The organism is Chryseomicrobium imtechense, assembly GCF_041475995.1.
Taxonomy (GTDB): Bacteria; Bacillota; Bacilli; order Bacillales_A; family Planococcaceae; genus Chryseomicrobium; species Chryseomicrobium aureum.
This window is the reverse complement of the sequence record NZ_JBGOBM010000004.1, coordinates 78,649-99,822: the sequence shown is the minus strand read 5'-3', so window position 1 is coordinate 99,822 and position 21,174 is coordinate 78,649. Positions and strand designations below refer to the sequence as shown.

Genomic DNA, 21,174 nt, shown 5'->3' with positions numbered 1-21,174 from the left:
GAATGTTGAAATTGGTCGAAATTCGTGGTGTTACGATTGGTCATGGCAAGCCAAAAATTATCGTATCGTTAATTAGTTCTACGCGCGATCGTCTACAAGCTGAAATTGAATACCTTCTTCAGAAAAAACCGGATATTTGGGAATGGCGACTTGATTTCATGGAAACGTTTGAAGAAGCCGAGCTTATTGAAACGCTGTCTCTGATCCGTGAACTCACTTTCCCTTCCCCCCTCCTCGTCACCTATCGAACTGTTCAAGAAGGTGGCCAAGGAAGACTTCGATCCAACGCATATGCAAATCTATTACAGCTGATTGCGAAGAGCCAACTGTGTGACTTAGTAGATGTTGAATTATTTTCAGAAGACAATAAACAGCTTGTCGCCTCCATTCATGCGGAGGGTGTAAAAGTGATCGTCTCAAATCATGATTTCGAAAAAACGCCTCCAAAGGAAGAATTAATCTGGCGTTTACGTGAAATGCAATTCATCAACGGAGATATCGGGAAGCTCGCAGTCATGCCGAAGCGTCCACATGATGTACTATGCCTCTTAGATGCAGCCGATCAAATGAAAACATTGTACGCAGACAGGCCGTTCATTGTAATGTCGATGGGTGACCTCGGTGCAATTTCACGTCTTGGTGGACACCACTATGGATCATCTGCAACGTTTGCAGCAGGCTCCACTCCATCTGCCCCAGGACAATTGCCAGTAGAGCTCATGAAACAACTTTTACTGTAAGACAATTAGTAAGCCCTCCACTTTGGGCTTATTTTTTTTGAAACTTTTTGTTTCGTAAACCGTAAAACACCTATGGAAGGAGTGAACGTGATGACACTCGTCATTGAAAATGTAACGAAGACCTATCAAAATTTCACAGCGGTCGATGCACTGAGCTTTACCATTCCAAAAGGAGAATCGTTTGGATTGATTGGACAAAATGGTGCAGGGAAAACGACGACGTTTCGTATGATACTGGACCTTCAAGAAACTACAAAAGGGACAATCAGTTGGGATGGGCACCCTATGAACTCCGTCGACCGTGACCTACTTGGCTATTTACCGGAAGAACGCGGCATCTTCCCCACAATGCCTGTCGAGGAACAACTTTATTTCTTTGGAGAGTTGCGCGGGCAAAAGCGGAAAGACTTGAAGAAAGAAGTGGACTACTGGATTGAACGCTTTGATTTAGAAGACAAACGTAAAGAAAAGGCTGAAAAGCTATCAAAAGGAAATCAACAAAAAGTTCAGTTGATAGCGAGCTTTATCCACAAACCTGCATTCTTGATTTTGGATGAGCCGTTCAGTGGTCTCGACCCGGTAAACAAAGATTTACTGAAAGAAGCAATTCTTCATTTAAAAGAACAAGGCACAACTATTCTGTTTTCTAGTCATCAGATGGACCATGTCGAAGAACTGTGTGACCATTTGTGTTTATTAAAGCGCGGGCAATCTTTGTTTTCAGGAAGCTTGCTGGATTTAAAGAAAAGCTACGGCAAAATCAAACTTGCGATTCGTTCGGACCATTCGCTTGAGCAATTGCTGGCTCTTGATGGAGTGGCATCAGGAGTGCAGAAAAAAGACCATGTCCTGTTGACTTTGCGTGACGAATCCTACGCGCAGTCTATCTTTGATTTTGTTTCTGCCGGGAACTATATCGAACGTTTCAGTCTTGATTACTTGTCCCTTGATGAAATCTTTAAACTGAAAGTAGGTGAACCAAGTGGCGAAGTTTTGGCTGCTCGTGAAACAACTCTATAAACAAAAAGTAAAAGCAAAATCGTTCATCTTCACGATTGCGCTCTACGCGATTGTTCTAGCAGGCGTCCTGTTTTGGAATGATATCAGTGAGTTTTTGTTCAGTGATGAACCGATGCAGGTGACCATTGTGGATGAGACAGCTTCTGGTGCTGGGGAATTGCTACAATCGACTGAAGATATGGAAGTGCTACAGTCGACTGGCTCGTTAGAAGATGCAAAAGAAGCATTGGTCGATGAACAAGTGGATGCGGTGATTTCTCTTCAGGATCAAGAGAATCAGCTCGCGGCTACAATCTTCACGAACGAACCGTTATCTTTTACAACACAAACAACACTCTCTGCACAGCTTGATTATGCTGGGAAGCTCTATGCAGTTCAGCAAATGAACTTAACACCTGAACAAGCGGAGCAAGTGCTCAGTGCTCAAGCATTTGTCGCGTATGAATTAGTGAACGAAGAAGCGACGAGCGGAAAAAGTGAATCCGAAAAAGCAGCTGGCATTGGTGTTTCTTATCTAGTTGGATTTTTGATTTATTTCTTCGTCATGACGTTCTTATCAATGATCACTTCAGATGTTGCATCTGAAAAAGGATCGCGCGTTCTTGAAGTATTGCTTGCAACAATCAAACCGACGACACACTTCCTTGCGAAGCTTGTCGGAACATTGCTCGTCGCTTTAACGCAACTGGCAGCTGTCGGTCTTATTGCGGTGTTATTGCTTCTAGTAGCAGATGGTGGATCACGATTAGAGATTGTGCAAGATATTTTAGGGGACTTGTCAGGTGCGTACCTGCTATATACAGTTGCCTTTTTATTGATGACACTGATGTTCTATTTGATTTTCGGAGCTCTACTTGGTTCTCTCGTTTCAAAAGTAGAAGAAGCGAGCCAAGCACTCGTTCCTGCGATGATGATGGCACTAAGTGGCTTCTACGTATTGATTACAGGTTCATTTAATCCAGACACGATGCTCATAAAAGTGTTCTCGTATCTACCGTTTTCATCCGGTATGGTCATGCCCCTTCGTATCGGAGCAACAGACATGCCAGTATGGGAAGCGGGCCTATCGTTCTTGATTCTCACTGGAACCGTGGTAGGATTGTTCTTCTTCACCATGCATTTCTATAAACGAAGCGTTTTAACCTATACAACAGGCGGAATCTTGTCGAAATTTAGAGCCGTCTTCAAAACTACTACTTAGAACGGGCCTTGTGCCTGTTCTTTTTTTTGCCGTGCTCCGTATACTAGCTACGAGGAGGAGTTCGATGTGTGGATTTGCGGGTAGTGTGAACTTTACCACACCACCCCTTGCTACTATAATACGACTGAGGGCACAAAGCGAAGTTTCCAGGGCACAATAGGCCTCCACCAGGGCATAATAAAACGGAATCAGGGCATAAACAAAACCGTTGGCGACCCTAGTACTTGCTAGAATACAAAAACCCCGACCAAATTTGGTCGGGGTTTCAACTTAGGATGCACGCGCGCGAATCCAGCGTTCCACAAATTCCGCAACGAGCGGAATCATGGACTCATCTGGGTTCAACTTCGCATGATGGAGGCCTGCTTCGGACTGAACACCTGCCCAAAACAAGAGGCCTGGAATATCTTCAATGAAGTAGCCAAAGTCCTCTCCTGTCATCGCTTCTTTAGACAACAAGAAATCGACAGTCGCATCCTGCTGTGCAAACTGAATAAATTGACCAGCCAGCACTTCATGATTATAGACTTGGTGATACGCTGACCCATAGTCAATCGTGATACGGCAATCAAATGACTGCTCGATTCCGCGTGCAAGTGCCTCGATACGTGACTTGATCTGCTTCATCACTTCCGCATCAAACGTGCGTATCGTCCCTTCGAGTCGAGCATGTCCAGAAATGATGTTCTGCACAGTTCCTGACATCATCTTACCGATCGTCACTACGCTTGGCTCCAAAGGATTGATAGACCTGCTGACAATCGATTGTAGCTGCACTAGAAGATGGGCGGCTGCAACCGACATGTCTGCTGTCCGGTGCGGAAACGCGGCGTGACCTTCTGTTCCGTACAAATCGATATACAATTCCGAGGTGTTCGCAAACAAAATACCAGGTTTCGTCGCCACTGTACCGACCGGAAGTTCCGGTGCGATGTGCAGGGCATAAAACTCGTCCGGTTCAAGTTCCGGCTTTTCCGTACGCACCCACTCAAGCATTGGTAACGCGCCACCCGGAGATTCTTCAGCAGGTTGGAAATACACAAGAACGTCATCACGCGCTGGTTTTTCCGCTAGTGCCTTCACTAAATGCAAAGCGACCGTCATATGAATATCGTGACCGCAGGCATGCATGAATCCCGGATGTTGACTCGCAAATTCGAGACCCGTCTGCTCAGCGATTGGTAGTCCATCGATGTCGGTACGCCACGCAATTGTTTTAGTAGGAGCTGTTCCGTTGATTTTTACAACGAGACCCGTTCTCCAGTGAAAAACTTCAAGTGCGTCTTGTGGAAATGTCGCAAGCGTCTCTTCAATCAACTGCTTCGTTTTGACTTCTTCAAATCCACGCTCCGGAATCTGGTGAAATTTGCGGCGTAACTGAATCAGTTCATGTGTCATTTACAGTTGACGAAGCTCTTGCATGATTTCTGTTTTTGAACGGGTCTTGTCATCGATTTCTTTAATAACGCGTGCTGGAGTTCCACCAACCACTGTATATTCTGGAACATCCTTCGTTACGACTGCTCCTGCAGCAACGACAGACCCTTTTCCAATACGAACGCCTTCAAGCACTACTGCATTAGCACCGATGAGAACATCGTCTTCCACGATTACGGGTGTTGCGGATGGTGGCTCGATTACGCCAGCAAGGACTGCGCCTGCACCAATATGACAGTTCTTCCCGACTGTTGCACGGCCGCCTAAAATAGCGCCCATGTCGATCATCGTTCCGTCGTCGATTGATGCACCAATGTTGATGACAGCGCCCATCATGATGATACAGTTGTTGCCGATGTGTACTTGATCACGAATAAAGGCACCTGGTTCGATACGTGAGTTGATGTTTTTTAAGTCAAGAAGCGGAATCGCAGAGTTGCGGCTCTCGTTTTCGATGACGATATCTGTGATTTGCGCTTTTGCAGTGTCTAGAGCTGGCTCAATTTCTGCCCACTCACCGAAAAGGATGACGGAGTTGCCTTGACCGAATACTTTTGTATTGTCACCAAATGAAAGTTTGTCGAGATCATTCCCGTTTACATAGACTTTCACTTGTGTCGATTTTTTAGCGTGTTGAATGTACGAAATAATTTCATGTGCATCTAATTGCTTCATTACACTACCTCCCTAAAGTAATACTATCTATTGTACAAGAATAATCTTAATAGTACACGTATTTTTATACAAGTCGAGCAAAGTCATTTACATTTCTTCGTTTTGTTTGTATGATTTAAATATTATAATTCATACAAGAATGGTGGGTTTTAAATGAAAACTATTCCAAAACCTCTTGTCACTCTCAATCAATGGATCATCGTGCTAGCTGTCGTGGCAGCACTCAGTATACAGTCTATTTGGCCACTGCTCATTCCATTCCTCGCAAATGGAATCAGTCTTGCAACAGGCTTCCACCCAATTTTAGCACCGGCAAAGAAATTGTTAAAAAACCCTTTGTCTTCGTATGTACAAGAAGATGTTGGGCAACTTCGCTTTAACCAATTTATGGCTGTCGCGTTTCTAGGAACTGCGATTGCTGGGGGACTTGCTGGTAGCACTGTTATTTTCGTTGCAGCGAGCATTATGGTCGGGTTAGCTGCTGCCATCGCACTCGCTGGTTTCTGTGTCGGATGCTTTATTCGTTTTCAGTACCAACAGTGGAAATATCGTCGGAGTGTCTCATCTTAAGTAGCATGAACTGTTGACCGAATGGGGTCAGCAGTTTTTTTGTGGGAACTTTTGGTGATAGCGATGCGTATAATTTAGAAACGAATATACTGGAGATTTGTGATGAAAAAAATACTTTTTGGAATTAGTATAGTAATTTTGTTTACCGCGATTGCCGTATCAGGACGACTTGCATTTGTAGAAATGCGTGTAACTGAGTATTTGATTGAACATGAATCGATACCGGAAGAGTCAATTTTAGTCAGTGATTCATTCATTGCGAATTTGCCTGGAGCAAAGAATTGGATGGTTGCCATTAAATTGAAGGATGATGCGCGTACATATTATTATTATTCTCAGAAGGGTCAAATTTATCTAGAATCCTATACAGAGAATGGTGTTGAATACGTGCAGTGACAGTAAAAGCCCGGCTCCTAGTAAGAGCCGGGCTTCATTCTTTATTCTTCTTCAGGCTCCTCTTCTTCTTTCTTCCCTTTACGGAATGAAATTCGTCTAAACAAGAAGAAACCGATTAACCCAAGAACGACAAACGAAAAAACTGAACCGATGGACTCAGTCGTTAATGAACTTTCGCGAACAGCTTCTCCCGTAAACTCAACTGTTCGTTCTCCGACTATATAGACACCTGGAGATTCTTCTACCGCAATCTTCTCTGCAGGATCGACTCCGGGAATCTCATAGTACGGCGTTCCTACTTCATACGCATTGGAGAAATTCCCGCTGTAGAACTCAACTCGGTCTCCGTACTCGGTGACTTCACCGATTTGTTTTCCGACCTCATCCACAGTTTCACTTGATAATTCATAGACATGATCTTCATAGACGACAAAGAAACTTGCAAAGTTTGCAAATGCTTGAATCGGCAGTAGTAGCCACCCAACAATCAAGATGGACACGACTAGTTTTTTCATTCGCTCAAATCCACGTTGTGATAGACTTGGCGAACATCTTCAAGATCTTCGATTGCGTCGATCATTTTTTCAAATTGTGCTTGGTCTTCTGCGCTTAATTGAATGTCATTTTGTGCAAGCATTGTTAATTCTGCAACTGAGAATTCCGAAACACCCGCCCCGCGGAAAGCTTCTTGTACGGTATGGAACTGGTCTGGTTCTGCATAGACAATAACTGCTTCCTCTTCGCCTAAAATATCACGTGCATCCACATCTGCTTCCATCAACAATTCCAATACGTCATCTTCTGTTTTTCCTTCAACACCAATAACAGCTGTTGCATCAAACATATACGATACCGAACCACTGACACCCATGTTCCCGCCGTTTTTCCCGAATGCTGCGCGCACGTCTGAAGCTGTGCGATTCACATTGTTTGTCAGTGCGTCGACGATGACCATTGAGCCACCAGGACCGAATCCTTCGTAACGAAGCTCGTCGTAACTTTCTTCTCCGCCACCTTTTGCTTTTTCAATCGCTTTATCGATGATGTGCTTCGGTACACTGTACGTTTTAGCACGCTCAAGTACAACTTTCAATGCTTGGTTAGAAACTGGATCCGGCTCACCTTGACGAGCAGCCACGTAGATTTCACGACCAAATTTAGCATAAATTCGGCTTGTATTGGCGTCTTTTGAAGCCTTCTTTTCTTTAATATTATTCCATTTACGTCCCATAAATTGTCACTCTCTTTCTATTCAGTCGCCTCCCATTATACACGAATTCACAGCATGCTTCTAGTTCCAGGAAATCGCATCAAAATGCACGTTTCTGTGCTATAATTGAAGTAGCAAAACGACATAAATAAGGGAGTTTTTCAATGACTGTTCACATCTCTTTTTCCGGGGATTACTCAAAACTCATTACGCCGGAAACGACACAAAAAATCACTACAATTTCTGAACAAATGAATGCACGCACATCGGCAGGCGCCGAGTTTTTAGGATGGAAAAACTGGCCATCTGAAATTGATTCTGAACTCGTTGCACGTCTGCAACAAACTGCTGAAAAGATTCAAAAGCAAGCAGACGTATTAGTTGTCATCGGTATCGGTGGATCGTACTTAGGTGCGAAAGCAGTACTTGAAGCGCTACGACAACCTTTTAAAACAAATGAAAAAGTTGAAATCATCTTCGCGGGTCATTTAGTAAGTGGCGCTTATTTGAAGAATCTCATGAACTACCTCGATTCAAAAGAAGTCGCGGTTAACGTCATTTCAAAGTCAGGAAAAACAACGGAACCCGCAATTGCTTTCCGATTCCTCCAAGACTATATGGAAAAACGCTATGGTGCGGAGGCGGCAGAACGCATTTATGTGACAACGGACGCTGAAAAAGGCGCGCTATTGGACGTTGCAAAAGAGAAAGAGTACGCACGTTTTGTCGTGCCAGATGATATTGGCGGTCGCTACTCCGTATTCACATCTGTTGGTCTTCTTCCGATTGCAGCAGCTGGCTATTCGATTCAAAATTTACTTGCTGGTGCGAAGCGCGCAGAAGAAGAGCTCGCAGAAGTGAGTTTAGAAACAAACCCTGCGATACAATATGCAGTGATTCGTAATCACTTGTATGCAAGTGGCTACCCAGTTGAAATCTCAGCTATTTTCGAGGAGCGTTTGAAGTTTATTCAAGAATGGTGGAAACAATTGTTTGGGGAAAGCGAAGGAAAAGAAGGCAAGGGAGTTTTCCCAGCATCCGTCGTCTACTCGACAGACCTTCATTCTCTCGGTCAGTATGTTCAAGATGGTAAACGCATGTTGTTTGAGACATTCTTAAAAGTGGCATCCGTGGAAGAAGATATCACGATGCAATTGGCGGACAACGACAGCGATGAGTTAAACTACTTGGCTGGTAAGACACTACATGAAGTAAATGATGCCGTCCAGCAAGCAACTGCAGAAGCACACTTGTCAGGTGGCGTGCCACTTGTAACGCTTGAAATTCCGGACTTCTCGGAAGACACGCTTGGGTATTTGTTATACTTCTACATGATTAGCTGTGCATACAGTGCGTATCTTCTAGAAATCAATCCCTTCGACCAACCAGGCGTTGAAGAATACAAAGTGAACATGTTCCGTTTGTTGAACAAACCCGGGTTTTAATAAAATGAAAACAGCATTTTCTCATCGATACGATGAAAAAATGCTGTTTTTTAATAGGCTAATCCTACGCGCACACGATTAAATGTTCCTTCGCTGAGTGCTGTGTACGCACAGTGCGCTGTATCCGCTGTTGAAATATGCTTTCCGTCTGCAGGAAGCATCGATTCTTCCGTACGGTACGTTTTTGTTAACGGACCATCTGGTAGATAGGTCGGACAAATGATGGTCCAGTCCAAATCGGAATCACGAAACGTTTCATACACGTGTGCATGTTGTTCAGCTGCAAATGTCAATTTGCGGTTTGATTCACCAGACTGGAAACGATATACACCTGGTGTCGTTCGACTATCTAAAATTCCAGCTGTTCCAATCGTCACGACTCGTGAAATCTCTGCAATAGCTAGTGCTGGAATCAGGCCTTCGATGAATTCTGTCAGTGTCGTGGTCTTATCTGTACCAAGGCCGCTAAAGACCGCGTCTGTTCCTTGAACTGTCTTTGCTACATCTTCGGGATTTTTAGCATCTCCGACAATCGCAGTAATTCCTGGTTGATCCATCCAGTCCTGCTGCGTACGAACGAGTAGTTGAACTTCGTGGCCACCTTGCAGCGCCATATCCACGACCTGTTTCCCGACACGCCCTGTGCCTCCGAAAATTGCGAGTTTCATCGTTTTCCTCCTTTTGTTTAAATATGTTGAACGCCACTCTTAACTGGTAAGCCCTCCAGCTAGAACGCCATTTCCTGGGGAACTTTCACCGAGCCTCCTCCCATCGACTGCGTCTTGTTGCGGGGTCTCGGCAAAACTTCGATAGCCCGGGAAATGACGTTCTAGCTTCCGGGCAGTTAATAGAAATAGTGCTTTCATCTTACTTATCAATTTAAGTGTACAGAAAATCTATAACATAAAGAATAAATTAGGCTTGAAGAATAGGATTTACAGACTGAATTGTTGAGCGGAATGGAGGGGCTGACTCCGGAGGGATCAAAAGCGGAACGTGAGACCCCGGAAGCGTGTTCTTGCACTGAGGAGGCTCACGCCGCGCCCTCGGAAAGCAGCCCTGCAATGTAGCTCAACATAGCAAAAATCAGTATTTACTCTCAACTGTACACAAGAGAAAATACTGATTTTAGCATGCTACCTTATACTAATTTATAAATACGCGCTTCAAACGGTGCAAGCTCTAGACTTTCTGAGTCAGAGTTCGCAAGCACAACTTGTGCATCTTTTACAGTCTCATAAAGGCTCTCGATGGAAGCTGCTTCTGCTGTGAGGTTCGCTACAACGAGGAAGCGAGTGTTTTCATGAGTGCGTGTATAGGCATAAACTTGTGCATCTTCTGCTAACACCAAATCATAATCGCCATAAACAAAAGCATCATTTTCTTTACGCAAACGAATCATCGCTTTGTAATAGTTCAAAATCGATTGTTCATCCGAAAGTTGGCGGTCCACGTTAATTTCTGTGTAGTTTGGATTCATACCAATCCAAGGTGTCCCCTCAGAGAAGCCAGCGTTCATCTCCTCTGACCACTGCATTGGCGTACGCGAATTGTCGCGGCTCGTCTGCCACAGATCTTGCATGATTGCTTCGTGTGTGTCGCCATTTGCCAACCGCTCACGATACATATTCTTCGCCGACACATCCTTGTAGTCATCGATCGAGTCGAATTGAACATTTGTCATCCCAATCTCTTGCCCTTGGTAGATAAATGGTGTTCCTTTCATGAAGAAATACATCGTCGCAAGAGCTTTTGCGCTTTGTGCCCAATACTCTTGGTCATTCCCCCATGTTGAAACGATGCGCGCTTTGTCATGATTTTCAATGAACAATGCATTCCATCCATCGTTTGCAAGGGCGTGCTGCCAACGCGTTAAAACGTTTTTCAGCTCGAGTACATCTAAAGAGTTGCCATCCCAAAGTCCGAGATGCTCAAACTGGAAGACCATATCGAACTTGCCATCGGTTTCATTGACCCATTCCGAGATTTGTTCACTACTTACTCCGTTTGCTTCTCCAACCGTCATAATGTCGTAGTTCGCAAACGTCTTTTCCTTCAACTCACCCAGGAAAGGCATGATACCTTCTACATTCATGTATTTGGACCATGCTTGAATATACTCTTTGCCTTCTTCTTCCGGCATATCAGAAAACGTAAGATCTTTCTTGATATGGCTAATCGCATCTACGCGGAAGCCGTCGATTCCTTTATCCAACCACCAGTTGACCATGTCATATAAAGCTGTGCGCACATCTTCATTTTCCCAGTTTAAGTCTGGTTGTTTAGTAGAGAACAAGTGCAAGAAGTATTGACCACTCGCCTCATCATATTCCCATGCAGAACCACCAAAAATACTTCCCCAGTTATTTGGTTCTTTGCCATCTTTTCCGTCTTTCCAAATGTACCAGTCACGTTTGTCACTCTCTTTAGAAGAGCGCGACTCGATGAACCATTCATGTTCATCCGATGAGTGGTTAATGACAAGGTCGATGATCAATTTCATGCCCCGTTTGTGCACTTCTGCAAGCAACAAATCGAAGTCTTCCATTGTCCCGAACTCGTCCATGATGTCTTGGTAATCACTAATGTCATAGCCGTTGTCATCATTTGGTGACTTGTACATCGGGCAAATCCAGATAATATCGATGCCTAAGTCTTGAATGTAATCTAAGCGAGAAATCAGACCTTGCAAGTCTCCAATCCCGTCTCCGTTTGAATCTTGAAAGCTGCGTGGGTAGACTTGGTACGCTACCGCTTCTTTCCACCATGTTTTTTTCATTAGATGCCTCACTTACTTCTACCGTGTATTGAGAGATTGGCAGGAGTTGCGGACGATGAGCGTCGTGTCCACATACTGATGGGTCGCTTCTCTCTCTGGTTGTTTGATGCGCTCGAGTAGTAACTCGGTCGCTTTTAGACCCAATTCAAAAATATTGATATCCACTGATGTCAAAGGTGGTTTTACATGCTCTGACAAGGCATGGTTATTAAAGCTAATAATCGAAACATCTTCTGGTACGCGAATCTCTAATTGTTCGAGGTAACGAATGATTTCGTACGCTACTGAGTCATCGTGCGCCACTAGAGCAGTAGGTGGTGACTGTTGTGTCATTAACTGTCTGATTGCTTCTTTTCCGTCCTGCTCAAAAGCAAAGTCGTGGATAAAATATTGTTCTTGATACTTTAAGGCATGCGATTCAAGTGCCACACGGTATCCCTCTAGACGATCAGATGATACGACGAACTCTAAATCTCCTCCGATGAAGGCGATTTCGCGATGCCCTAACCCGAATAAATATTCCACCACATCTTGTGCAATCTTTTTGTTGTCATTGTCGACAAAATCTACTTGGTCTTCAAATGCATATGGACGCCCCACAATCGTGAACGGGAACTGCATCTCACGTAAGTAATTGAGTGTTTTATCATCTACTCGAGAGTACAACAAGATGATGCCATCTACTTTTCTCCCCTGTACCATCGCGACAACTTCTTGGAAGATCTCTTCTTCTGTACCACCTGTAGATAAATACAGACCTAGCTTGCAAGCATGTGCCGTTGTAGAAATTCCTCGGATGACTTCCGGGAAGAACGGGTTTTGGAATGCGAGTGTCGCTGAGTTTGCCATCACGACACCAATAGTTTGCGTCGTGCGCGCTGCGAGATTTCGTGCTTGGAAGTTTGGATAGTAGTGCATACTTTCCATGACTTCCCGTACCTTTTTCTTCGTCTTTTCGCTAATCCGTGGGTGATCGGCGATGACACGTGAAACAGTGGAAGGAGAGACATTGGCCTCTCGTGCAACATCTATAATCGTTACAGCCATGCGAACTCCTTCTTTCTTAAATAGTGTCAACTGCGCCGATTCGTAGTTCAGTCTCTTTATCAAAGAAGTGTGCCCGCTCCATGTGGAACACGAGATCCACAGTCTGGCCGCGTTCGATACCGTTTTGTGCATCTACACGTCCAATGAAGTCTTGCCCTTCTAAATTTGCATATAAAATCTGCTCGGCACCTGTAAGTTCTGCCACTTCAATGTAGGCTGGTACTCGGTGTGCGTGCGTTACATCATAAGCTCCGTTATCATCTGTAACATGCTCTGGACGAATACCAAGAACGACTTCTTGTCCTTCGTATGCTTTTAAACGTGCTTGTTGGTCATCCGTTAGTGAAATCAGTACTTCGCCAACTTTGAACTGACCGTTTACCACTGTACCTGTCAGGAAGTTCATAGAAGGTGAACCAATAAAGCCACCGACGAACATGTTGTCTGGATTGTCGTATACTTCTTTTGGTGTACCAACTTGTTGAACGACACCGTCTTTCATAATGACAATGCGCGTTGCCATCGTCATTGCTTCTGTTTGATCATGTGTTACATAAATCGTTGTTGTGTTTAAGCGGTTATGAAGTTTAATGATCTCCGAACGCATTTGAACACGTAATTTGGAGTCTAAGTTCGATAATGGCTCATCCATTAAGAAGACAGATGCATCACGGACGATTGCGCGGCCTAATGCTACACGTTGACGCTGTCCACCAGAAAGCGCTTTTGGCTTACGATCTAGGTAAGGATCAAGACCTAAGATCTTTGCAGCTTCATCCACACGGCGCTTGATTTCATCTTTTGGCACTTTGCGAATTTTCAATCCGTACGCCATGTTGTCGAACACGCTCATATGTGGATAAAGTGCGTAGTTTTGGAACACCATCGCGATGTCGCGATCTTTAGAAGCCACATCGTTCATACGCTTGCCATCAATCATGAAGTCGCCTTCTGAAATATCTTCAAGACCTGCAATCATACGAAGTGTCGTTGATTTCCCACAACCAGAAGGACCTACGAAGACGATGAACTCGCGGTCTTCAATGTCTAAATTAAAATCTGTTACTGCTTGTACTTTATTGTCATAACGTTTTGTAATATTTTTTAGTGTAAGAGTTGTCATGCCAAACTTCCTTTCTCGCGGTGCGCCGCAGCGTCGCGTACAAGCATAGCTGCTCCGAGCATGCCTGCTTCATTTCCAAATTGAGCTCGTTTTAAAGTCAAAGGCTTCAGTAACAAAGGTTCTAACTCTTCTAATAGGTGACTCCACCAAACTTCAGCTGAATCGATCACACCTCCACCGACTACGACCACGTCCATGTCGAGAATGGCTTGTAATGATGAAATTGTGAGCGCTAGATCCTGCACATAACGCGCGCGTACTTGTTGCGCTTGTTTATGACCCTGTAATGCTAACGGGAACACTTCACGTGGTGTGACGAAAGAACCGTCCGCGTGCACGACTTGATATTCTTGAATCAAACGATGAATCGCTGAACCGGAAACATATTGCTCTGCGCACCCGCGTCTGCCACACCCACAAGGGATTCCGTGTGGATACAACAGCATGTGGCCGATTTCTCCGCCACCCCCATGTTTGCCGTCCATGATTTTCCCGTCAAAGATCAGCCCGCCACCTAGTCCAGTTCCAACAGTGACTGCTACAACGTTACGAGCCCCTTGCCCTGCACCGAGGATGGCTTCTGCTAGAGCTGCTACATTCGCATCATTGTTTACTGCGACCGGAAGTCCTGTTGCGCCTTCTAGCCACTCTTTCACTGGTGTCCCTTCCCAGCCCTCTAACTGCATTTCAAAAACAATTTTGCCTGTACCTGGTTCCACCATTCCGCGCGTCCCGATTCCAATTGCTTGGATTCCAGGATGGTCAGAAATGGCATGCTTCACGTGCTGCTCTAAATAAGGATAAAGAGGAATTTGTGTCGGAATGGTCCAGTCAGCTAAAACTTCACCTGTTGTCGTAACGACACCAAAACGAATTTTCGTACCGCCGATATCTACTCCAAGTACTTGTGTCATTTGCCTTCTCCTTTTGTACACTCGACAATCACTGCATCATAGGGACCAAGTTCGATACCATGTGCACTAGTTTTGAGTTTTGTATTTCCAATTACGTGTTGTGTAGATGGTAGTGGTAACTCTTCATGCGCTACAGTACGAGTCGTCTGTGAAAAGTTTGCCAGCACATACCATTCTGTGCCTTGATAACTACGTTTATAAACAAACAATTCTTCATCGTCTGGCAAAAGTAAAGTAAAATCGCCCTTTGTCAGAATCGCTTCTTTTTTTCGAAGTGCGATTAGCTCTTTATAGAAAGCGAAGATAGAATCAGGATCATTCACAGCTTGCTCTGCATTGATTGAAGCCGTGTTCGGGTTTTGCGCAAGCCACGGTGTACCTGTCGTGAATCCGCCTTGTGGAGTCCACTGCATCGGTGTCCGTGCATTGTCCCGTCCTTTAACGTAGATGCGCTTCAAGATACTTTCCGGCTCTTCCCCTGCAGCCAATCGTTCGTTGTACATATTGAGTGTTTCAATATCTTTATAATGCGAGATGTCGGGCAGTTGGATATTTGTCATGCCGATTTCTTCACCTTGGTATATATACGGCGTTCCTTTTAGGCCGTGTAACACGAGTGCCAACATTTTTGCAGAATGTACGCGATACGCCTCGTCATTTCCGAATCGAGACACGATACGCGGTTGATCATGATTGTTCCAGTAAAGCGAGTTCCATCCTTCATGCTCTAAGGCAAGTTGCCATTTTTCAAAGTTTCGTTTCAAGTCTGGCAAGTATAAGTCTTTGTAATTCCACTTGCCACCAGGACCTGAATCAAGATCCATATGTTCAAATGTAAACACCATGTTTAGTTCATGACGATCTTCTTTTGTATAGAGAATCGCGTCGTCTGTTGTAGCGCCTGGCATTTCTCCAACCGTTAAAATGTCATAGTGTTTTAAAACTTTTTCATTCATTTCTTGTAAGTATGTGTGAATAACAGGTCCGTTCATAAAGTAGGGGCTGCCGTCTCCGTAATGTGACCCTTCATGGACAATCCCGTCGGGCAAGTCTTCATGTTTCGAGATGAAGTTAATGACGTCCATTCGGAAACCGCCGATTCCTTTGTCTAACCAGTAGGTCATCATATCATAGACATCTTTCCGGAGTGCTTCACTGCGCCAATTCAAATCAGGTTGTTTTTTGGAAAACAAGTGCAAGTAATGCCAATCCTCTTCAGTGCGTTCCCACGCAGAACCTGAGAACACAGAGCCCCAATTATTTGGTGGATTTCCTTGCTTCCATATGTAATAGTCTCTATAAGGAGAATCTGTCGATGATTTTGATTCTGTGAACCAAGCATGCTCATCGGATGTGTGATTGACAACGAGGTCCATCACGATGCGGATACCACGTTTTTTGGCTTCTTCAATCAGTTGTTCTAAATCGGCCATCGTTCCAAATTCTTTATGGATGGCCCGGTAGTCACGAATGTCGTAGCCATTGTCATCGTTTGGTGAATCGTAGACTGGGCTTAGCCAGATGACGTCGATTCCGAGGTCTTGTAAGTAATCGAGCTTCGAGATGATTCCTGGAATATCACCAATTCCGTCACCATTACTATCCATAAAACTACGTGGATAAATTTGATAGACGACGCTCGTTTTCCACCATGGCTGTTGTTGCACGACATTCACTCCCCCATTTTCTTTCTCTCATTCTACTGCTTTCAAAATGATTATGCAAGCGCTTGCACAAAAAATAATGCACAGTAAAAAACCATGCCCCCTTTAGTAAGGTTCATGGTCATGTTCGCGTTTTACAAGTTTCCAGTTACGTTTCGCAATTTGTTGGATTGGGTCCCATACTCCATTGTAAGGCGGTGCATAGCTCAAATCGAGATCTAACAGTTCACCTAAACACATCTTTTGGGTCAAGGCTACAGTTAATACGTCAATTCGTTTATCGACCCCTGCGCCACCAATAATTTGTGCTCCGAGCAGACATTGAGTCTCTTTTTCCCAAATTAATTTTGTATGCAGTTCTTCTTTTCCAGGGTAGTAACCAGCCACATCATGCCCGATACGTGTATTGGTTTCATACGAGATGCCAAGTTTTGTTGCTTCTTTTTCACTAAGGCCTGTCTTACCAAGTGTGAGGTCAAAGAATTTTATAATGGACGTTCCTAAGATTCCTTTAAATTCATTATTGAAACCAATCATGGAAAGCCCTGCAATCCGTCCTTGCTTGTTCGCAGTTGTACCAAGCGGTACGTAATCCGGTTGTTCTTTTAACATATGGTAATGACTCGCACAGTCTCCAGCGGCGTAAATGTCTTGCACAGTTGTTTCCATACGCTCATTGACGAGAAGTGCTTCGTTTTTCAATTTCTCGGCATTCGTGATGAATTGTGTGGAGGGACTTACGCCAATCGCAACAATGACAAGGTCTGCTTCGTATTCTCCTTTCGACGTGTGTACTTTTTCAACTGCATCTTCTCCGCTGAATTTTAGAACCTCTTCTTCTAGATGGACACGCACATTTTTCCGCTCAGCTTCTCGTAGAATTAGCTCGGCCATCTCGGAATCAAAAATGTTCGCAAGTTGTGGCCCTCGTTGGAATATGCGGACTTCTTTATCCAGTTCACGAAACGATTCTGCGAGTTCGAGTCCTATGTATCCTCCGCCGATGATGGCAACGCGTTTCACGTCTTTTTGAAGAGCGGTCAGTATACGTTCTGTGTCCGGAATCGTTTTCAGCGGATAAATGCCTTTTAGTGAAATCCCTTCCCAGTCCGGCCAAATAGGGGCTGCTCCTGTCGCAATAAGGAGTTTGTCGTACGAGACTTCGAAGTCTTCGAGAGAATGTAAGATGCGTCCGCGAACAATTTTCTTCTCGCTGTCCACTTCACGTACCTCGTGCCCCGTTCGTGCATCGATGCCGTATTTTGACCGGAATTCTTCCACACTTCGCGCGATAACATCTGATGATTTTTCGATTTCTCCACTGATCACATACGGAAGTCCGCATTGGCCGTAACTATATATATGGCCTGCCTCAAGCACAGTGATTTCTGGGTTGTCTTCATTTCTGACGATTTCCATCGCAGCGCTCATACCGGCTGCGTCTCCCCCGATGATGACGTATTTCATATGCCCACACTCCTTTTCTATCTCTATTCTAGCTCTACCCCTTCTAGTCCTTTCTGAATCGTGGGCAATTTAGGGAAAACGCGGGTGAGTTTTGCGCTGAGCGGACGTTCATCGGATGAAATGGAGATTTGTTCTCCACTAATTGTGATTTGTTCTACCGAAATGGACTTTTATTCTACTGAAATCAGATTTGTTCTACCGAAGTCATATTATGGAAACTAAATTTTAGATGTAGAGCCGACAACTGACTAAAACGTTGAGTTCCGTTGCGGGGCTGCTTTCCGAGGGCGCGTCGTGAGCCTCCTCAGCGCAAGATCACGCTTCCGGGGTCTCACGTTCCGCTTTTAATCCCTCCGGAGTCAGCCCCTCCACTTCACTCAACTTAGTTTGGTATTCGCAAATTTGGTGTCTGTCACACTTTTGTGGAAACTAATTACCATCATCAATCTCAAATAAAAACCCGCCCGACGGTAATTTCGTCGGACGGGCTGATGTAATTAGTGTTTGTTGTTAGATTTGCCGCCAAGCTCACGTTCCCAGAAACGGTGTTTGGCTACTTCGTCAACAAATGATGCTGACAACACATCATCCGTGACACCTGGCTCCCCAGTGAATCCAAGGTGCTCAAGTAGCTGCTTGCCGTCTCCCGCAGAACCGATCGGTTTCACATGATCAAATGCTTCTCGTAAGAAGTTGGATGCTTCTTTCTTATAAATACTCGAAGCTTCCGGTCCCGCTACTGCTACTACTGCATCGTAGAGAACCGAATCTGCCGTCAAGAACTTCTGGTCGATTTCTAGACCACCATCCAGTTTCCCTTGACGCTCTGCAATCACTTCAACCTGCAAGCCTGCCGACTTCAAAGAATCCACAACTGCTTGAACATCACCAGAAGCATGAACGGAAGTTAATACTGCCACTTTCCGCGTATCTGGCTTCATCACTGTGTTCATCTGACTAAGTGCAGGTGATGACTTTTCAGAGTACGGACCTTTTTCAGTCGGAGCTTCCATACCTAAACTTTCCGCAACAGGTTTGGCTAAATCGATATGCACATGACTGAACATCTCCACGACTTGCTCACGAATGCTTGGTTCTTTACACTTACCTAGCTCAAAGCTCATCGCGTCAATCAAATGCTTCTTCTCTACTTCCGACATACTATTAAAGAACATCGTAGCTTGTGAGAAGTGGTCTTTGAAGCTCTCACTACGAGCACGAACTTTGCGCGCATCAATTTTTTCTTGGTAATGACTAAAGCCGCCTTCTTCTTCCGGTGTCGTACGTGGCGTATTGTTTGCCAATGAATTTTTATGATAGCTCACACGACCGACGTTAATTGTCTGGCGGCCATAGCCATCACGTTGATTGTTGAAGAACGGACAAACAGGACGATTGATCGGCAACTCGTGGAAATTTGGTCCGCCGAGACGGATCAACTGCGTGTCTGTGTACGAGAACAAGCGTCCTTGAAGCAGTGGATCGTTCGTGAAATCAATCCCTGGCACTAAGTGACCCGGGTGGAATGCGACTTGCTCTGTTTCTGCGAAGAAATTGTCCGGATTGCGGTTCAACGTCATCTTCCCGACAAGTTTCACCGGCACGTCTTCTTCTGGCCAAAGCTTTGTAGGATCTAAAATATCGAAATCAAACTTGAACTCGTCTTCTTCTGAAATGATCTGAAGACCTAACTCCCATTCAGGGAAATTCCCATCTTCAATTGCTTGCCACAGATCTTCACGGTGGAAGTCCGGGTTTTTTCCATTTACTTTTTGGGCTTCATCCCAGACCACTGAATGTGTGCCGAGCACTGGTTTCCAGTGGAACTTCACAAAATGGGATGTTCCTTCTTTATTAATCAAACGGAATGTATGCACACCAAAGCCTTCCATCATACGAAGGCTACGCGGGATAGCACGGTCAGACATCGTCCACATCACCATGTGCGCAGACTCTTGATTGTTCGCCACAAAATCCCAAAACGTATCATGCGCAGACGCCGCTTGTGGAATTTCATTATGCGGTTCTGGTTTTACGGAATGGACAAGGTCTGGGAACTTGATTGCGTCTTGTATGAAGAAAACAGGAATGTTGTTTCCTACTAAGTCATAGTTTCCTTGTTCTGTATAAAATTTTGTAGCGAATCCGCGAGCATCACGTGCTAAATCTGCAGAACCACGAGATCCTGCTACTGTTGAAAAACGTACGAATACGGGTGTTTTTTTCGATGTATCTGTGAGGAATTCAGCCTTTGTATAGGCTTCTAATGATTCATAAAGTTCAAATTCACCATGCGCTCCTTCGCCCCGCGCGTGAACAATGCGCTCTGGGATACGTTCATGGTCAAAATGGGTCATTTTTTCTCTGAAGTGAAAATCTTCAATGAGGGTCGGTCCTCGTTCACCAGCTTTTAAGGAAAATTCATCCTCTGCCATTTTGAGGCCTTGATTGGTCGTGAGGGCCTGGTCTTGATCATTTACACGGAACTGGTCGAGCTGCTGCTGCTTACTGTTCTTTTCTTGATTGGTCAAATGGGCTTCCTCCTTTAATGAACTTCATTTCCATTTTTACTGTTCCCTAAGTTCATTAAAAAAAACCTATTCCAGTGAATTTGGAATAGGTTGTTGTATAAGGTTACGCCATAATGTGGTAGCCACTATCTACATAGATGACCTCACCTGTGACACCGCGTCCTGTGTCTCCAAGAAGCGCAACAGACATGTCACCCACTTCTTGTTGTGTAACATTTCGCTTCAGAGGTGCTTTTGCTTCAATCTGATGTAAGATCTCGTTGAAAGCTGGAACGCCTTTTGCAGCGAGTGTACGGATCGCTCCTGCTGAGATCGCATTGACACGAATTGCGTCTTTTCCGATATCGTTTGCTAAATAGCGAACAGATGCTTCTAAAGATGCTTTCGCAACGCCCATCACATTGTATCCATCTAATACGCGTTCTGCGCCTAAATAACTCATCGTGATGATTGATCCGCCTTCTGTCATGAACGGCTTTGCTTCCCGAGCTGTTGCAATTAACGAGTACGCGCTTGTGTCTTGTGCAAATGCAAAGCCGTCACGAGACGTCTGTAAGAAGTTGTTGTGTAAGTCTTCTGCGTGAGCAAATGCAATCGAATGGACGACGCCGTGAATCACACCAAACTTCTCACCGATTTCTGTGAATGCCTGCTTGATACTCGCATCATCATTCACATCACATTGGATGACCGCAGCTTCGCGTTCTTGTTTTTCTAATACTTTTTGAATTTTTCCTAATGACCGTTCTTTACGGTACGTGAAAATGACATTCGCTCCAACATCAAACAATGATTTGGCGACTCCCCACGCAATACTCCGTTCGTTCGCAACACCCATGACAACAATATTCTTCCCAGCTAAGTTGATCAAATCTCGCATAGCGACCTCCATTGTTAACTGTTATTAGTACCTACTACTAATTTGAGTGTAGCATAAAAAAAAGAGCCTGTCATC

At 44.6% G+C, this 21,174-nt stretch carries 19 protein-coding genes; 6 read left to right on the top strand and 13 right to left on the bottom strand.

All coding sequences use genetic code 11. From position 1 onward, the window contains the following. The first annotated feature begins 2 nt into the window (after window positions 1-2). From aroD to AB5N96_RS05280, 3 genes are all read left to right on the top strand, one after another. Complete coding sequence (gene aroD / locus AB5N96_RS05290; protein WP_204590099.1) at window positions 3-740, top strand: type I 3-dehydroquinate dehydratase; 738 nt, start codon at window positions 3-5, stop codon at window positions 738-740. Window positions 741-830: 90 nt separating this feature from the next. Continuing rightward, complete coding sequence (locus AB5N96_RS05285) at window positions 831-1,760, top strand: ABC transporter ATP-binding protein (RefSeq protein ID WP_392455745.1); 930 nt, start codon at window positions 831-833, stop codon at window positions 1,758-1,760. After that, window positions 1,723-2,961, top strand: coding sequence for an ABC transporter permease (locus tag AB5N96_RS05280; RefSeq protein WP_499704878.1), 1,239 nt, complete (start codon window positions 1,723-1,725; stop codon window positions 2,959-2,961). The genes AB5N96_RS05285 and AB5N96_RS05280 overlap by 38 nt, the downstream gene beginning before the upstream one ends. A gap of 270 nt (window positions 2,962-3,231) precedes the next feature. Here AB5N96_RS05280 and AB5N96_RS05275 read toward each other — a convergent pair whose 3' ends face one another. Continuing rightward, window positions 3,232-4,359, bottom strand: a complete 1,128-nt coding sequence (locus AB5N96_RS05275; protein WP_499704877.1) for an N-acetyldiaminopimelate deacetylase — start codon at window positions 4,357-4,359, stop codon at window positions 3,232-3,234. After that, on the bottom strand, window positions 4,360-5,073 hold the full coding sequence (dapD, locus tag AB5N96_RS05270) for a 2,3,4,5-tetrahydropyridine-2,6-dicarboxylate N-acetyltransferase (protein ID WP_392455741.1): 714 nt from the start codon (window positions 5,071-5,073) through the stop codon (window positions 4,360-4,362). It abuts the gene before it with no gap. A 153-nt stretch (window positions 5,074-5,226) separates the two neighbouring features. Here dapD and AB5N96_RS05265 point away from each other — a divergent pair, with 153 nt between their 5' ends. Together AB5N96_RS05265 and AB5N96_RS05260 are read left to right on the top strand one after the other, a co-directional pair. After that, on the top strand, window positions 5,227-5,643 hold the full coding sequence (locus AB5N96_RS05265) for a DUF4395 domain-containing protein (protein WP_204590104.1): 417 nt from the start codon (window positions 5,227-5,229) through the stop codon (window positions 5,641-5,643). A 102-nt stretch (window positions 5,644-5,745) separates the two neighbouring features. Then, the gene (locus tag AB5N96_RS05260) at window positions 5,746-6,039 is read left to right on the top strand and encodes a hypothetical protein (protein ID WP_204590105.1); all 294 of its coding nucleotides are present in this window, start codon (window positions 5,746-5,748) and stop codon (window positions 6,037-6,039) included. Window positions 6,040-6,080: 41 nt separating this feature from the next. Here the strand turns inward: AB5N96_RS05260 and AB5N96_RS05255 are convergent, their stop codons facing one another. Next, the gene (locus AB5N96_RS05255) at window positions 6,081-6,554 is read right to left on the bottom strand and encodes a hypothetical protein (protein WP_392455740.1); all 474 of its coding nucleotides are present in this window, start codon (window positions 6,552-6,554) and stop codon (window positions 6,081-6,083) included. Next, window positions 6,551-7,270, bottom strand: coding sequence for a YebC/PmpR family DNA-binding transcriptional regulator (locus AB5N96_RS05250; RefSeq protein ID WP_204590107.1), 720 nt, complete (start codon window positions 7,268-7,270; stop codon window positions 6,551-6,553). Before AB5N96_RS05250 ends, AB5N96_RS05255 begins: the two co-directional genes overlap by 4 nt. Window positions 7,271-7,413: 143 nt before the next feature. Between AB5N96_RS05250 and AB5N96_RS05245 the strand changes: the two genes are divergently transcribed. Then, window positions 7,414-8,694, top strand: a complete 1,281-nt coding sequence (locus tag AB5N96_RS05245; RefSeq protein WP_499704876.1) for a glucose-6-phosphate isomerase — start codon at window positions 7,414-7,416, stop codon at window positions 8,692-8,694. A 50-nt stretch (window positions 8,695-8,744) separates the two neighbouring features. Here AB5N96_RS05245 and AB5N96_RS05240 read toward each other — a convergent pair whose 3' ends face one another. The 9 genes from AB5N96_RS05240 to fabI all read right to left on the bottom strand — a co-directional run bounded on the left by AB5N96_RS05240 (window position 8,745) and on the right by fabI (window position 21,099). Then, window positions 8,745-9,362 carry an NAD(P)-dependent oxidoreductase gene (locus tag AB5N96_RS05240; protein ID WP_204590109.1) on the bottom strand — a complete coding sequence of 206 codons (618 nt, stop codon included), beginning with the start codon at window positions 9,360-9,362 and terminating at the stop codon, window positions 8,745-8,747. Window positions 9,363-9,835: 473 nt separating this feature from the next. Then, window positions 9,836-11,473, bottom strand: a complete 1,638-nt coding sequence (locus tag AB5N96_RS05235) for a glycoside hydrolase family 13 protein (RefSeq protein ID WP_204590110.1) — start codon at window positions 11,471-11,473, stop codon at window positions 9,836-9,838. 18 nt (window positions 11,474-11,491) lie between these two features. Continuing rightward, entirely contained in the window at window positions 11,492-12,520 is a 1,029-nt protein-coding gene (locus AB5N96_RS05230; RefSeq protein WP_499704875.1) for a LacI family DNA-binding transcriptional regulator, read from the bottom strand. A 16-nt stretch (window positions 12,521-12,536) separates the two neighbouring features. Next, window positions 12,537-13,643, bottom strand: coding sequence for an ABC transporter ATP-binding protein (locus tag AB5N96_RS05225; RefSeq protein WP_204590112.1), 1,107 nt, complete (start codon window positions 13,641-13,643; stop codon window positions 12,537-12,539). Next, window positions 13,640-14,557: an ROK family protein gene (locus AB5N96_RS05220; protein WP_204590113.1), complete on the bottom strand. Its 918-nt coding sequence runs from the start codon at window positions 14,555-14,557 to the stop codon at window positions 13,640-13,642. The genes AB5N96_RS05225 and AB5N96_RS05220 overlap by 4 nt, the downstream gene beginning before the upstream one ends. Then, window positions 14,554-16,224 carry an alpha,alpha-phosphotrehalase gene (locus tag AB5N96_RS05215; protein ID WP_204590114.1) on the bottom strand — a complete coding sequence of 557 codons (1,671 nt, stop codon included), beginning with the start codon at window positions 16,222-16,224 and terminating at the stop codon, window positions 14,554-14,556. The genes AB5N96_RS05220 and AB5N96_RS05215 overlap by 4 nt, the downstream gene beginning before the upstream one ends. 102 nt (window positions 16,225-16,326) lie before the next feature. Next, complete coding sequence (locus AB5N96_RS05210; RefSeq protein WP_499704874.1) at window positions 16,327-17,688, bottom strand: FAD-dependent oxidoreductase; 1,362 nt, start codon at window positions 17,686-17,688, stop codon at window positions 16,327-16,329. Window positions 17,689-18,185: 497 nt separating this feature from the next. Next, window positions 18,186-20,219: a catalase gene (locus tag AB5N96_RS05205; RefSeq protein ID WP_204590122.1), complete on the bottom strand. Its 2,034-nt coding sequence runs from the start codon at window positions 20,217-20,219 to the stop codon at window positions 18,186-18,188. A 103-nt stretch (window positions 20,220-20,322) separates the two neighbouring features. Further along, a complete protein-coding gene (gene fabI, locus AB5N96_RS05200) occupies window positions 20,323-21,099 on the bottom strand; it encodes an enoyl-ACP reductase FabI (protein ID WP_392455730.1) in 777 nt (258 codons plus the stop codon). Window positions 21,100-21,174: the final 75 nt, after the last annotated feature.

Bases quoted from the DNA above. Each gene is read 5' to 3' on its own strand.
- AB5N96_RS05240 (WP_204590109.1), bottom strand. From the start codon at position 9,362: ATGAAACTCGCAATTTTCGGAGGCACAGGGCGTGTCGGGAAACAGGTC.
- aroD (WP_204590099.1), top strand. From the start codon at position 3: ATGTTGAAATTGGTCGAAATTCGTGGTGTTACGATTGGTCATGGCAAG.
- AB5N96_RS05255 (WP_392455740.1), bottom strand. From the start codon at position 6,554: ATGAAAAAACTAGTCGTGTCCATCTTGATTGTTGGGTGGCTACTACTG.
- AB5N96_RS05210 (WP_499704874.1), bottom strand. From the start codon at position 17,688: ATGAAATACGTCATCATCGGGGGAGACGCAGCCGGTATGAGCGCTGCG.
- AB5N96_RS05265 (WP_204590104.1), top strand. From the start codon at position 5,227: ATGAAAACTATTCCAAAACCTCTTGTCACTCTCAATCAATGGATCATC.
- dapD (WP_392455741.1), bottom strand. From the start codon at position 5,073: ATGAAGCAATTAGATGCACATGAAATTATTTCGTACATTCAACACGCT.
- AB5N96_RS05245 (WP_499704876.1), top strand. From the start codon at position 7,414: ATGACTGTTCACATCTCTTTTTCCGGGGATTACTCAAAACTCATTACG.
- fabI (WP_392455730.1), bottom strand. From the start codon at position 21,099: ATGCGAGATTTGATCAACTTAGCTGGGAAGAATATTGTTGTCATGGGT.
- AB5N96_RS05260 (WP_204590105.1), top strand. From the start codon at position 5,746: ATGAAAAAAATACTTTTTGGAATTAGTATAGTAATTTTGTTTACCGCG.
- AB5N96_RS05275 (WP_499704877.1), bottom strand. From the start codon at position 4,359: ATGACACATGAACTGATTCAGTTACGCCGCAAATTTCACCAGATTCCG.
- AB5N96_RS05230 (WP_499704875.1), bottom strand. From the start codon at position 12,520: ATGGCTGTAACGATTATAGATGTTGCACGAGAGGCCAATGTCTCTCCT.
- AB5N96_RS05285 (WP_392455745.1), top strand. From the start codon at position 831: ATGACACTCGTCATTGAAAATGTAACGAAGACCTATCAAAATTTCACA.
- AB5N96_RS05220 (WP_204590113.1), bottom strand. From the start codon at position 14,557: ATGACACAAGTACTTGGAGTAGATATCGGCGGTACGAAAATTCGTTTT.
- AB5N96_RS05235 (WP_204590110.1), bottom strand. From the start codon at position 11,473: ATGAAAAAAACATGGTGGAAAGAAGCGGTAGCGTACCAAGTCTACCCA.
- AB5N96_RS05250 (WP_204590107.1), bottom strand. From the start codon at position 7,270: ATGGGACGTAAATGGAATAATATTAAAGAAAAGAAGGCTTCAAAAGAC.
- AB5N96_RS05225 (WP_204590112.1), bottom strand. From the start codon at position 13,643: ATGACAACTCTTACACTAAAAAATATTACAAAACGTTATGACAATAAA.